The sequence below is a fragment of the Curtobacterium sp. MWU13-2055 genome (genome assembly GCF_023242305.1).
GTDB lineage: Bacteria > Actinomycetota > Actinomycetes > Actinomycetales > Microbacteriaceae > Curtobacterium.
On record NZ_JALLIO010000007.1, the window covers coordinates 136050 to 148472 of the forward strand.

General features: G+C 71.8%; 11 protein-coding genes. 4 read left to right on the top strand and 7 right to left on the bottom strand.

Annotation, left to right across the window (positions count from 1 at the left end; genetic code table 11):
• Nucleotide 1 precedes the first annotated feature (1 nt).
• Complete coding sequence (locus M4960_RS14600; protein WP_248704616.1) at nt 2-844, top strand: helix-turn-helix domain-containing protein; 843 nt, start codon at nt 2-4, stop codon at nt 842-844.
• 101 nt (nt 845-945) lie between these two features.
• Entirely contained in the window at nt 946-1527 is a 582-nt protein-coding gene (locus tag M4960_RS14605) for a hypothetical protein (RefSeq protein WP_248704617.1), read from the top strand.
• A 49-nt stretch (nt 1528-1576) separates the two neighbouring features.
• Here the strand turns inward: M4960_RS14605 and M4960_RS14610 are convergent, their stop codons facing one another.
• The 7 genes from M4960_RS14610 to M4960_RS14640 form a co-directional block, all read right to left on the bottom strand.
• On the bottom strand, nt 1577-3229 hold the full coding sequence (locus tag M4960_RS14610; RefSeq protein ID WP_248704618.1) for an ABC transporter ATP-binding protein: 1653 nt from the start codon (nt 3227-3229) through the stop codon (nt 1577-1579).
• Nucleotides 3226-3792 carry a GbsR/MarR family transcriptional regulator gene (locus tag M4960_RS14615; protein WP_131845425.1) on the bottom strand — a complete coding sequence of 189 codons (567 nt, stop codon included), beginning with the start codon at nt 3790-3792 and terminating at the stop codon, nt 3226-3228. The genes M4960_RS14610 and M4960_RS14615 overlap by 4 nt, the downstream gene beginning before the upstream one ends.
• Nucleotides 3789-5198 (bottom strand): serine hydrolase, encoded by a 1410-nt coding sequence (locus M4960_RS14620; RefSeq protein WP_248704619.1) that lies wholly within the window; start codon nt 5196-5198, stop codon nt 3789-3791. Before M4960_RS14620 ends, M4960_RS14615 begins: the two co-directional genes overlap by 4 nt.
• An 84-nt stretch (nt 5199-5282) precedes the next feature.
• A complete protein-coding gene (locus M4960_RS14625; protein WP_248704620.1) occupies nt 5283-6173 on the bottom strand; it encodes an ABC transporter permease in 891 nt (296 codons plus the stop codon).
• Complete coding sequence (locus tag M4960_RS14630; protein ID WP_248704621.1) at nt 6170-7111, bottom strand: ABC transporter permease; 942 nt, start codon at nt 7109-7111, stop codon at nt 6170-6172. Before M4960_RS14630 ends, M4960_RS14625 begins: the two co-directional genes overlap by 4 nt.
• The gene (locus M4960_RS14635) at nt 7111-8538 is read right to left on the bottom strand and encodes a M14 family zinc carboxypeptidase (RefSeq protein WP_248704622.1); all 1428 of its coding nucleotides are present in this window, start codon (nt 8536-8538) and stop codon (nt 7111-7113) included. The genes M4960_RS14630 and M4960_RS14635 overlap by 1 nt, the downstream gene beginning before the upstream one ends.
• Before the next feature lie 11 nt (nt 8539-8549).
• The gene (locus M4960_RS14640; protein ID WP_248704623.1) at nt 8550-10136 is read right to left on the bottom strand and encodes an ABC transporter substrate-binding protein; all 1587 of its coding nucleotides are present in this window, start codon (nt 10134-10136) and stop codon (nt 8550-8552) included.
• Nucleotides 10137-10294: 158 nt separating this feature from the next.
• Between M4960_RS14640 and M4960_RS14645 the strand changes: the two genes are divergently transcribed.
• The gene (locus M4960_RS14645; protein ID WP_248704624.1) at nt 10295-10954 is read left to right on the top strand and encodes an FMN-binding negative transcriptional regulator; all 660 of its coding nucleotides are present in this window, start codon (nt 10295-10297) and stop codon (nt 10952-10954) included.
• Nucleotides 10951-12420 carry an amidohydrolase gene (locus tag M4960_RS14650; protein ID WP_248704625.1) on the top strand — a complete coding sequence of 490 codons (1470 nt, stop codon included), beginning with the start codon at nt 10951-10953 and terminating at the stop codon, nt 12418-12420. The genes M4960_RS14645 and M4960_RS14650 overlap by 4 nt, the downstream gene beginning before the upstream one ends.
• Nucleotides 12421-12423: the final 3 nt, after the last annotated feature.

The following is a 12423-nucleotide window of genomic DNA, read 5'->3' on the forward strand; positions in this document are numbered from 1 at the left end:
GATGGGCGACGCACTCCGAGCACTGATCGACGCCGTCGGCCTCGAGGTCGGCCCCGGCGAGGAGATCCGATCCGACGACGACCGCTGGACGCTCGATCTCGATCCGGACGGTACGCACGCCTGGGTCGCGACCCGGCACCGGCCGGTCTGGCTCCACCGCGACGACACACTCGTGTTCATCGAGGCTGGTGGAGCCGCACTGGTCGAGCAGCACCCGACGACGTCGATCGGCTCCGACCCCGAGCGGCACGGTCCGCCTCGAACTGCTCCTTCGTACGACTTCCCGCACGAGGCCTTGTTCGCCGACACCGGCGTCGTCGTCGGATCGGCGACGCTGGGGCCACTCGCTGCCGAGGTCCTCGCGCTCCCGTCGATCGCCACCACCCAGCCCGCGGGCTTCCCGTCGGCGGACGTCGTGCTGGCGCTGCGTCACGTCGGTCACCTCGACGGCGGCCGGTGGCACGGCGTGCAGCAGGATGCGCTCGCGCGACTCGTGGTCACGACCGTGCTCCACGACAACCCACCGCCCTTGCTGCGCGACAACAGCCTGGCGAGGGTCCTCGACCGGCTCTTCGACCCGGCGGGCGGGCACTCGACTGCGGACCTGCTCGACGGCGTCGGCATGTCTCCGCGCACCCTCGAGCGTCGGTGCACCGAGACCACGGGCTGCACGCCGGCCCAGCTCGGGCGGTGGTTCCGGAGCCTCGGCGTCCGGAGTGCACTCACCCGGGGTGACCGTCCCGCCGAGGTCGCTGCACGCTTCGGCTTCAGCACCACCGCCTCCATGCGACGCGCGCTGCAGCGGGTCCGCGCACCGGAGATCGACCTCCCTCGGAGGTTCTGACGGTTCTGGTTCACGAATCCCGCGGTTCGCGAACCAGGACCGTCAGCCGCCCGGACAGAACATGCTTTCCCCGCCGCGCGGGCTGCGCGTAGTGTGCGGGCATGCAGAACATCACGGGGGTTCGGGTGGTCTCGGCCGCGGCGGTCGTCGCAGCGATCGTGTTCGGGGCGCGTGGACTGGTGGGGACGATCTGGCTCGCGCCGTGGGACCTGCCGAACGGACTGCTCCTCGTCGCCACGGTGCTCGCCGGGCTGGCGGGTGCGGTCGTGCTCGTCGCTGCGGTGCGCGCTCGGGACCGTCGGGCGCTCGCGTTCGCGGTGTCGGTCCTGGCGTTCGCGCTCCTGTGGCCCGCGCCGGGCTGGGCCACCGCGGTGCTCGTCGTCGTCGCGCAGGGTGCACTCGTGGCGTTCGGCGTGCTGACCGTCCGGAACGAGGACGGCGCGCAGCGGGCGTTCGGGTGGACCGTCACCGTGGCGGCGTCACTGTGGTTCGTCGCGGCGCTGCTGTCGAACACGGTCCTCCTCACGGCGCTGCCGCAGGAGGCACTCGGCATCGCTTTCTCCGTCCCGGGGCTGCTGCAGACCGTGGCCTACCTGGCGGCGACGGTGCTCGTCGCGGTCCCGCTCCTGCGTCCGGTGGGCCGGGGCGTGAACGCGCTCTGGGCCTCGGCCGAGGTGCGCTGACTCCGCAACGACGCCGAGACCGCAGGGCCGCTGAGCCGGCGAGCGCCCCTCAGCCGGCCCGTGCCGCCAGGCGCTCGGATCGGCGCACTGCCTGCTCGTCTGGGTCCGGCACCGGCGCGGCCTGGATGAGTCGACGCGTGTAGGGGTCCTGCGGCGACCGGAGGATGGCGTCGCGACTCCCCTGCTCGGCGACCTTCCCGCCGTGCAGCACGACGACCCGGTCGCACAGCGTGTCGACCACGGCGAGGTCGTGGGTGACGAACAGGCACGCGAAGCCGAGGCGTTCCTGCAGCTCACGGAAGACGTCGAGCACCCGGGCCTGCACCGAGACGTCGAGGGCGCTCGTCGGCTCGTCGGCGATGAGCAGTGCGGGGTCGAGTGCGACGGCGCGTGCGATCGCGACGCGCTGCCGTTGTCCGCCGGAGAGCTCGTGCGGGAAGCGCTCGCGGTACCCGCCGTCCAGGCCGACGTCGGCGAGCAGCCGGTCCACCCGTTCGTCGATCTGGGCCGACGGCAGGCGCAGGATCTGCCGGAGCGGCTCGGCGACGGTCTGTCCGACCGTGTAGCGCGGGTTGAGCGACCGGAGCGGGTTCTGGAAGACCACGCCGACGTGTCGCCGCATCTCCCGGCGCGCTGCTCGCCGGGCGACTGCCACGTCGGTGCCCTCGACGACGACCGAACCGGACGTGATCGGTGCGAGCCCCACGGCGGCGCGGCCGATGGTGGTCTTGCCGCTGCCGGACTCGCCCACGAGTCCGACGATCTCACCGCGACCGACCGTGAACGACACGTCGTCGACCGCGCGGAACCGCCCGCGCAGTGCACCGCCGTACTCGACCACGAGGTGCCGGACGTCGAGGACGATCGATGGAGCCTCCGTGACGGGGTCGACCCGCGCCTCCCGGCCGACCTCGGTGCCCATGCGTGGGACCGCAGCGAGCAGGTCACGGGTGTAGTCGGCGGACGGTGCGGCGAAGACCGCGGCGACGGTGCCCGTCTCGACGACGCGACCGCGGCGCATGACGACCACGCGGTCGGCGATGTCGGCGACGACGCCCATGTCGTGGGTGATGAGGAGGATCGCGGTGCCGGTGCGTTCGCGCAGCGCACGCAGGACGTCGAGCACCTCGGCCTGCACCGTGACGTCGAGTGCGGTCGTCGGCTCGTCGGCGATGAGCAGGTCGGGGTCGGCGGCGAGCGCCATCGCGATCATCACCCGCTGTGCCTGTCCGCCGGAGAGCTCGTGCGGGTACTGGCCGAGCCGGCGTTCGGGTTCCGGCACCTCGACGGCACGCAGGAGTTCGAGCGAACGGTGCCGGACGGCGGCGCGGTCGTGCGAGGCGTCGGCGCGGCGGACGGCCTCGGCCAGCTGGAACCCGACCGTGAACACCGGGTTGAGCGCGGCCGACGGGTCCTGGAAGATCATCGACACGCTGCGGCCGCGGACCCCGCGCAGGGTGCGCTCGTCGGTGCCGAGCACCTCGAGGTCGCCGAGCCGGATGCTGCCGGAGGAGCGCGCGCCGTCCGGCGCGATCCCCATCGCCGTCATCGCGGTCATGCTCTTGCCGGATCCGGACTCCCCGACGACGGCGACGACCTCGCCGCGGCCGACGGTGAACGAGGCGTCGTCGACCGCGCGGACCTCGGCGCCGTCGACGTCGAAGGTCACGGACAGGTGGTCGACGGTCAGGACGTCGGTCATGGGGTCTCCGAGCGGTCGGTGCGGTCGCGGGCGGCCTTGAACGCCTCCCAGTCCTCGAGCATCTTGTGGTGGTGGCCCTGCAACCACTGCATGTAGTCGCGGCCGTTGAGCAGGCGCTCGCGGACCTCGGCGTCGACGTCGCCCGCCCCGGTGCGGCCGGCGTGCTCGACCACCGCCAGGCCGTGTCCGATGATGTCGCGCTGCCGGTCGAGGTACTTCCGTTCGCCGGCGAGCCAGGAACCCCAGACGTCGGCCTCGGCGCGGAAGTAGTGGCTGCGCTCGCCGGCGACGATCTGCCGCTTCACGAACCCGGAGTCGACGAGCCGGCGCGTCGCCATCGAGACCGAACCCGAGCTGGCGCCGAGGGCGCGTTGGAGATCGGCGGACGACGAGTGCGGCGCGCGGGTCATCATGAGGTAGCCGAGCACGCGGGCGTCGGTGAGCGCCATGCCCGCACCGTCGTTGAGCATGAGGGCGAACTCCTCGACGAACGCCTGACGCTCGGGTTCGAGCACGACGTCGTCGTGCCCGACACCGACGCCCCGACCGTCGACGTCGCTCACGGTGCCAGCCCTGCCGCGACCTCGGGCGACTCGGTCGGGATCGTCCACGGTTCCTCGGTCATGCCACCGCCGGCGCGGATCGACCGGACGGCGCCGTCGGCGTCGCGCGTGAAGGTGATGTCCTCGTCGACCGAGCCGAAGCGGTTGCCGTGCGTCATCCGGAGCGTGTCCGCGTCGACGACCTCGAGCCGGGTCGGGGTGTCGAGCGGTTCGGGTCCGGACGGGTCGACCTCGACGAGCCGGTCGCCGATGCGGGCGATGTCGCTGACGCCCCACGGGTTGGCGAAGCGTCCGGTGTACGCGGCGGTGTCGACGTCGTCGGGCACGGGGGTGCCCGGCGCGGACGTGTCCGCCGCGGCGTCGAGCATCTGCACGACGGCGGTGGCGATGAGGGTGGCGGGCCCGGCGGCGGCGCTCGTCATGACGGACACGACGAGTCCGGATGCCGGGTCGAACAGCGACTGCGTGATGTGCCCGGGGAACCCGCCCGAGTGGCCGCGGACGTCGCGCCCTCCGATGCGGTCCACGATGAACCCGGCGCCGTAGCCGCGGGCGGCCGGGTCGTCGGTGGCGCTCCAGGCCTTGCGCTGCGCGAGTCGCTTCGAGTGGTCGTCGAGCAGGCTGCCGGCCCCGATGACGTGCTGCGAGAAGTACCTGACCAGGTCGGAGGCGGTGCCGTGGAACCCGGTGGCGGCGGCCATGGCGTGGGTGTCCACGTGGTCGATGCGCTGCCGCTGCCGCGCGGTGTGGAACCCGGTGTAGCCGACCACGAAGTCGTCGGCGCGCGTGGGGTCCCAGTCCGGGCCGGTGTTCCGCAGGCCCAGGGGTTCGGTGATCGACTCGCGGACGAAGTCGTTGTAGGACTGCCCGGAGACCGCGGCGATGACGAGCCCGAGCAGCGAGTAGCCGAGGTTCGAGTAGTTGAACGACGACCCGGCGGGGACCTTCTGTCCGCGGTCGAGCACGAGCGCCAGCAGCTCCTGCTCGTCGGGGAACGGGCGCATGAGCGACCAGTAGTCGCCGTCGTGGCCGTCGCGGATGACCCCGGCGCCCATCTCCATGAGCTCACGGATCGTGGCGTCGGCGAGCGGGGAGCCGCCGTCGACCAGCGCCGGGATGTACGTGCCGACGGTGTCGTCGAGCCGGAGCGACCCGCGCTCGGCGAGCTGGAGCAGTGCCGTCGCGGTGAACGTCTTCGAGTGCGAGGCGATGCGGAACAGGTCGGTGGTGGTCAGACGGCGCCCGGCCTCGACGTCGGCGTAGCCCCAGGCCTCGTCGAACAGCACCTCGCCGCCGAACCCGATGGCGACCTGCACGCCCGGCACCCGCAGCTGCCAGACCTTGTACGACACCCACTCGTGGATGTAGGGCAGGGTCTTCCGGTACGCGGAGAGGGTGTCGGTCACGGTGGTCCTTTCGAAGGGCGGTGGTTCGAGTCTGGCGCGTCGGCCGCGACGGTGCCCACCGCGACGCGGCGTGCACCGTGGAGGTCAGCGCCGACGCGGGTCGAGCGCGGCGCGCAGCGTGTCGCCGAGCGCGATGACGGAGAGCACCGTGACGGCGAGGAACGTCGCGGGTGCGATGAGCATGTGCGGGGCGCGGAGGAACTGCGACGTCGCGGCGGAGAGCTGCAGCCCCCACGAGATCGCCGGGCTCTCGAGCCCGATGCCGAGGTAGGTCAGCGACGACTCGGACACGATGACGCCGCCGACGGTGATGGTCGCGAGCACGAGCAGCGGCGAGATCGACGACGGCAGCACGTACCGGGTGGTGATCCGCCAGGTGGACAGCCCCATCGTGCGGGCGGCGAGCACGAACTCGGCGTTCCGCACGCTGCGGACGCTCGACCGCACGAGCCGGGCCATCGTCGGCCACCCGAACAGCGCGAGCACGAGCGACACCGTCAGCACGGACCGCTCCCCCACGCTGTTGAGCACCACGACGGCGCCGAGGAGGAACGGGAAGCCGAGGAACACGTCGGTCAGGCGGGCGAGCACGGCGTCGACCCAGCCGCCGACCATGCCGGCGATCGTCCCGACGACGACGGCGACCATGCCGGCGAGCACGGTGGTGAGCACCGCGACGGCGATCGACGACCGGGTGCCGTACACGACGTTGGCGTACACGTCGCAGCCCTGCAGGTCGAAGCCGAACGGGTGCCCGCTGGTCGGCGAGGCGCCGCTCTGCCCGAGGTCGCACACCCGGGGGTCACCGTGGCCGAACAGTCCGGCGAACAGCTGCGGGAACGACGCGATGAGCAGCACGACGACCAGGACCGAGGCGGGCACCCAGAAGCCCGGGGTGCGGGCCGCGGCCAGCAGGGGTCGTCGTCGGCCGCCGACGACGGGTTCGACGGTGGCGCTGAGCGCTGAGGTGGTCATGCGGCTGCTCCGGTCCGGACGCGGGGGTCGAGGGCGGCGTGCAGCAGGTCGACGAGCACGCTCGTGACGAGGAACACCAGGATGAGCGCGGTCGAGATGCCGACGACGACGGCGCCCTCGTGCGACCGGATGCCCTGGAACAGCAGGTTGCCGACGCCGGGCAGGTTGAAGATGCCCTCGATGATCACGGTGCCGCCCATCAGGTACCCGAGGTCGGTCGCCAGGTAGGTGGCGGTGGGGATGAGCGAGTTCCGCATCACGTGCACGCCGACGATCCGACCGGGCGCGAGCCCCTTGGCCCGTGCGGTCCGGACGTAGTCGGCGTCGAGGGTCTCGATCATCGAGGTGCGGGTGAGCCGGGACACCGCGGCGAGCCCGAACAGCGCGATGACGAACGCCGGCAGGATGTACGCCGTCGGCCAGCCTGCGGTGACGCCGGCGACCGGGAACCAGTGCAGCCGCACCGAGAACACCAGCTGCAGGGCGACGCCGAGGACGAACACGGGGATCGCACCGACGACGATGGTGCCGACCAGCACCGTCTTGTCGAGGGCGGTCCCGCGCTTCAGGGCGGAGAGCACCCCGAGCCCGATGCCCAGGACGATCTCGAGGGCCCACGCGGTGAGCGCCAGGGTGATCGTGACGGGCCACCGCGAGGCCATCTGCTCCCCGACGGACTGCCCGTTGAAGTCGGTGCCGAAGTCGCCGCGGAACAGCCCGCCGACGTACTGCACGTACTGCAGCCAGAGCGGCTGGTCCAGGTGGTACTCGGCCCGGAGCGTGCGGACGACCGCGTCGCTGAGCGGCCGGTCGCCGCCGAGCGCCCGGATCGGGTCACCGGGCAGCGCGAACGTCATCGCGTAGATGAGCAACGTCACCCCGAGGAACACGATGGCCAGGCCGCCGAGCCGGCGACCGACGGCGAGCGTCGGACGCATCACGCGCCTCCCGACCTGCTCGTGGTGACCAGGGGCGGATGGGAGGCGCGGGTCGGGTCCGCACTGTGCCTTCCGTCGTCGCCTTCGGCGACGTGGCTCGCGCAGGCGAGGATCGCCCCGTACTGCACCCCCACCAGTTTCCGCACCGGGATCGGGTCCGCCTCGGTGACGGCGTCCGCCTGCCAGTGCGCGTAGCGCTCCGCCAGGCGGTCGCGCAGGCGCCGGAGCGGGGCGGACGCCGTGCCGGCGGTGGTCTCCGCCTCGAACGCCCGCAGCAGCATGCCGCCGTAGCGCAGCCGGAAGCAGCGGACCAGGTCCTCGCAGCCGAAGCGCTCCGCGACGGTGGCCCGCCGGTCGGCCGGCTCGCGGTCGGCCCGGCGGCGGTCGGTGTCCGCCGTGCCGACGAGCATCGGCACGAAGGCGCGCGACGCCTCGAGGAACGGCGACTCGATCGACAGCATCGGCGACGCCTCGTCGAGCAGCTGCTGGAGTTCCTCGCCCGAGGCACCGAGTTCGGCGGAGCAGCGCCGCAGCAGGTCGGCGTACGACTCGTCGGTCGGGGTCTGGTCGTCGGCGTCCGGGTGGCTCCAGTACGGCAGTTCGGCCACCATGCACAGTGCTCCGTGCCGCATCGCCCACGCCGCACTCGACGCACCGTGGATGTGCTCGCCCGGGTCGACCCCGAGTCCTTCGAGGTAGTCGTACGCGGTCTCGATCCCGTCCATCGCGAACACCGCGGGGGCGAGTTCGCGCAGGAACGGCGACTCGGGCTCCCCGGTGTCGAGCGGCAGCCCGAGCGCGGCGGGGACCGCGTGCAGGGTGTCGACGACGTCGGGCAGGTCCTCGGACAGGTAGTAGTAGACCCCGCCCATCTCGCCGTTGTGCAGCGACACCAGCAGGTCCGGCTCGGTGTCGTCGATGAGCCGCATGAACGCGAGCGTCTCCGGCAGCACCTGGTCGAAGTACACCGACTTGTGGCTGTTCGGGAACGTCCACTCCACCTGGCTGTCCGGTGCCGGGCGGTAGAAGTGCCGCGAGTAGAACACCCGGTCGTGCGGGTCGTGGAACCACGCCTCGTTGAGCCGCATGCCGTCCGGGTCGATCGTCGGGACGATGTGCCAGGTGACGTCGAGCGCACGGGCGTCGTCGTCGGTGAGCACCGTCTCGGCGAGGTGCAGGGCCGTCCACGAACCGATCGGTTCGTTCGGGTGCACGCCGCCGACCACGACGGCGGCGTGCGACCCGGTGCCGATCCGGTAGGAGTGCAGTGGTTCGCCGAGCCGGCTGGTGCCGATCCGGGTGACCGTGACCTGGTCCGGGTGGGACGCTGCGAGCGCGTCGAACCGGGCGTGCAGGTCGTCGACGAGCGGGAAGCCGTCGTGGTCGGGGACCTCGGCCGCCAGGCGGAGGATGGTGCGCTGGTCCATGTGGTGGTGCCCTACTTCACGGCGATCTGCGCGACGACCGGGCTGCCGGCGACCGCGGGGAGCTTCGTGACCTTGTCACTCGTGACGTACGAGTACTTGTCGAAGAAGGTCGGGACGACGGGGAAGTCCTCGAGCACGGCCTCCTGCGTCTTCGTGTAGTACTCGTTCGCCTCGTCCTGCGAGCCGGCCGAGTCGGCCTTCGCCAGCAGCGCGTCGACGGTGTCGGACTGGTAGTACCCGGTGCAGGGCGAGCAGCCTCCGGCCAGGGTGAACAGGGCGCGGAGGGTGTTCTGCTGACTGATGTACAGCGCACCCCAGTGACCGAAGTGCGGGCCGGCGACCTTCTTGTCCGTCAGCTCGGAGTAGTACGAGGCCCAGTCGGTGGTGGCCTTCGCGACGGTGTCGACGCCCAGGTTCTGCCGGATCTGGTTGGCGTACGCCTCGTAGAGCGAGTCGAGGCCGCTGCCGCCGGGGTAGACGAGCGTGATCGTGCCGTCGAAGCCGCCGGACTTCGCCAGGAGCTGCTTCGCCGCCGCGGGGTCGAACTCGCACGCGTCGCCGCAGATGCCCTCTTCGGTGCCGGACATCGACGGGGGCGTGAGTGCGGTGGCCGGTTCGTACAGGCCGCCGTAGATTGCCGTGTTCACCTCGTCGCGGTCGATCGACATCGAGATCGCGCGACGGACGTCGGGGTCGGAGTACCGGTCGTCCCAGAGCGGGAAGCCGAGGTAGTCGATGCCGGGGGCGTCGAAGGAGTGCAGTCGGTCGCCGAAGTCGGCCTTCGCGCTCGTCATCTTGTCGGTCGGCAGGAACAGCACGTCGGCGTTGCCCGCGAGGACGTCGGTGTAGGCGGTGTTCATGTCGGAGTAGCTCCGGAACGTGACGTCCTTCGTGACCGGCTTCGTGCCCTCGTAGTCCTTCCACGCGGTGACGGTGAACTCCTTGTCCGCCTTCCACGCCGACTGCATCTCGTAGGGGCCGTTGCCGATCGGCTTCTCGTCGTACGCCTTCAGGTCCTCGTAGGCGGCCGACGGCATCGGGTAGAACGCCGTCTGGGCCTGGCTGAGCTGGAGCGGGAACTGGCTGTCGGCGTGGGTGAGCGTGACCGTGAAGGTGTCCTTGCCGGTGACCTTCAGCCCCGACATCTCCTTCGTCTTCGGGGTGCCCTTCGCCGGGTTGAGGTCCGTGTACCCGACGATCGCGGCGAGCTGCCCGCTGTTCTCCCACGCGTTGGGGCCGTAGGCGACGTGGTTCCAGGCCTTCACGTAGCTCTCCGGGGTGACGGCCTCGCCGTTCTGGAACGTCCAGCCGTCCCGGAGGGTGATGGTCCACGTGGTGGCGTCGTCGCTCTCGACGCTCTTCGCGGCGACGTCGTGGAGCTCGCCCTTCGCGTCGGTCTGCGTCAGCGGCGCGAACAGGCTCTGCACCTGGTCGAACGCGACGGTCTGTCGTCCGGGCGTCAGGTGGTCGGGCTCGCCGGTGGCGTACACCAGGCTCGATCCGCCGGCGGAGTCGGCCGTGCCGCTCGCCGAACAGCCGGTCACCACGAGCGCCAGTGTGGCTGCCGTGGCCAGGGCGGCGATGGTCCTGCGTCGCATGGGGGTCTCCTCGGGTCGTCGTTGATGAGTGAAGCTAGGCCCGTTCGAGCATCCGGCACAATGCTTCTTTCAATGAACTCTGAAACTTTTACCGTTCTGAAACACTTGCGAAACGACAGGTGTCGCGCTCGACCGGGGCCGTGTGCCACGCTCGGACCATGCGGCACACACCCCACTTCCTGATGACGGACGTCGACGAGGTCAAGCGCCTCGTCGCCGGCAACCCGTGGGCCACGATCGTGTCGCACACCGACGCCGGGATCGTCGCGTCGCACTACCCGTTCCTGCTCGAGACACCCGGGCCGGACGACGACCCCGACCAGGTCGTCCTCGTCTCGCACGTCGGCCGCCCCGACGAACTCGCGCACGAACTCGGCCGCCATGAGGTCCTGGTCGTGGTGCAGGGTCCGCACGGCTACGTCTCCCCCGCCTGGTACCCGCCGGAGCAGTTCGTGCCGACCTGGAACCACGTCACCGCCCACCTGTGGGGCACGCCGGAGCTGCTGTCCGACGACGAGAACTTCCGGGTGCTCGGCGAGCTCGTCGACCACTTCGAACAGGTCATGCCGGAGCCGGTGTCCCTCGAGATCGACGAGGAGACCGCGCGCCGGATGGCGAAGGGCACCGTGGGCATCCGTATCCGGGTCACCCGGTTCGACGCCCGTGCGAAGCTCTCCCAGAACAAGGCGCCCGAGGTCGTCGACCGCATCATCGCCGGCCTGCGCGGCGACGGCCCCTACGCGTCGCCGGCGCTCGCCGACGAGATGGAGCGGGTCCGGTCCGTCGGCTCCACGACGGACAGCCGGGAGGCGCGATGAGCGAGATCCTGCTCCGCACCGTCCGCAGGGTGGGCACCTCCGGGGCCCCTGCCGACGTCCGCATCGCCGACGGCCTGGTCACCGAGATCGCGCCGGCCGGCACGCTCGACCCCGCCGGCCCCGACACCGAGGTCGTCGAGGCCGCCGGAGCCTGGCTCGGCCCCGGCCTCCGCGACCACCACACGCACTTCGACCAGTGGGCCCTGGTGCGCCGCCGCGTCGACGTATCCGGCTGCGACTCCGCGGAGTCGACCGCCGGCCTCCTCGCCGCGGTCGCGCGGACCGGGGTGCCGGACCGCGTGCTGATCGGCCACGGCTACCGCGACGGGTTGTGGCCGACCCCCGCACGACGCGAGCTGCTCGACCAAGCCGCACCGGGCCTCCCGACCGTCGTCATCAGCGGTGACCTGCACGCGGTCTGGTGCAACGCTCTCGCGCTCGCGCACTTCTCCGCACTCGTCGGCCGCTCGCTCGAGGCGGGCGACGACGGGATCCTGCGCGAGCAGGACGCCTTCGACGTGACCGGTGCACTCTCGCAGGTGCCGGACGACCTGCTCGACGGGTACGTCGCCGACGCCGTGGAGGCCGCTGCCGCGCGCGGTGTGACGGGCATCGTCGACCTCGAGATGCGCTTCGGCCTCGACCGCTGGGCGCGCCGGATCCACGCCGGCACCGACGCCCTCCGGGTGGCGTCCGGCGTCTACCCGGCCGAACTCGACGCGGCGATCGACCGCGGACTCCGCACCGGCGACGTCGTGGACCGGACCCGCGGCCTCCTCACGATGGGGCCGTTCAAGGTCGTCACCGACGGCTCGCTCGGCACCCGGACCGCAGCCATGACCGACGGATCCGGCGTGCTGGCGTGGGAGTTCGACGAGCTCGTCGCGATCACCCGCCGAGCCGTCGACGCCGGACTCGTCCCCGCGATCCACGCCATCGGCGACCGGGCGAACACCCTCGCGCTCGACGTCTTCGAAGCCGTCGGCGCCCGCGGCACCATCGAGCACGCGCAACTGCTCGTCGACACCGACGTCGACCGGTTCGCCAGGCTCGGAGTGGCCGCCTCGGTGCAGCCCGAGCACGCCATGGACGACCGCGACATCGCCGACCGGCACTGGGCCGGCCGCACCGACCGTGCCTTCGCGTTCGCGTCGCTCGCCCGAGCCGGTGCCCGGCTGCTGCTCGGGTCGGACGCCCCCGTCGCGCCGCTCGACCCGTGGATCTCGATGGCCGCGGCCGTCGGACGCGACCGGGACGGCCGCGACCCGTGGCACCCCGCCGAACGGCTCTCCGCGCTCGCCGCGTGGCAGGGCTCGACGGACGGACGGGTCAGCATCGCGGTCGGCGACGTCGCCGACCTGGTGCTCGTCGAGTCGGACCCGCTGGCGGCGTCGTCGTCCTCGTTGCGGTCGATGCGCGTGCTCGCGACCGCGATCGCCGGACGGCTCACGTACTCAGAGCTCTGAAGC

Coding starts and splice junctions, on each gene's coding strand:
- M4960_RS14600 (WP_248704616.1), top strand. CDS start 2: ATGGGCGACGCACTCCGAGCACTGATCGACGCCGTCGGCCTCGAGGTC.
- M4960_RS14605 (WP_248704617.1), top strand. CDS start 946: ATGCAGAACATCACGGGGGTTCGGGTGGTCTCGGCCGCGGCGGTCGTC.
- M4960_RS14610 (WP_248704618.1), bottom strand. CDS start 3,229: ATGACCGACGTCCTGACCGTCGACCACCTGTCCGTGACCTTCGACGTC.
- M4960_RS14625 (WP_248704620.1), bottom strand. CDS start 6,173: ATGACCACCTCAGCGCTCAGCGCCACCGTCGAACCCGTCGTCGGCGGC.
- M4960_RS14630 (WP_248704621.1), bottom strand. CDS start 7,111: ATGCGTCCGACGCTCGCCGTCGGTCGCCGGCTCGGCGGCCTGGCCATC.
- M4960_RS14635 (WP_248704622.1), bottom strand. CDS start 8,538: ATGGACCAGCGCACCATCCTCCGCCTGGCGGCCGAGGTCCCCGACCAC.
- M4960_RS14640 (WP_248704623.1), bottom strand. CDS start 10,136: ATGCGACGCAGGACCATCGCCGCCCTGGCCACGGCAGCCACACTGGCG.
- M4960_RS14645 (WP_248704624.1), top strand. CDS start 10,295: ATGCGGCACACACCCCACTTCCTGATGACGGACGTCGACGAGGTCAAG.
- M4960_RS14650 (WP_248704625.1), top strand. CDS start 10,951: ATGAGCGAGATCCTGCTCCGCACCGTCCGCAGGGTGGGCACCTCCGGG.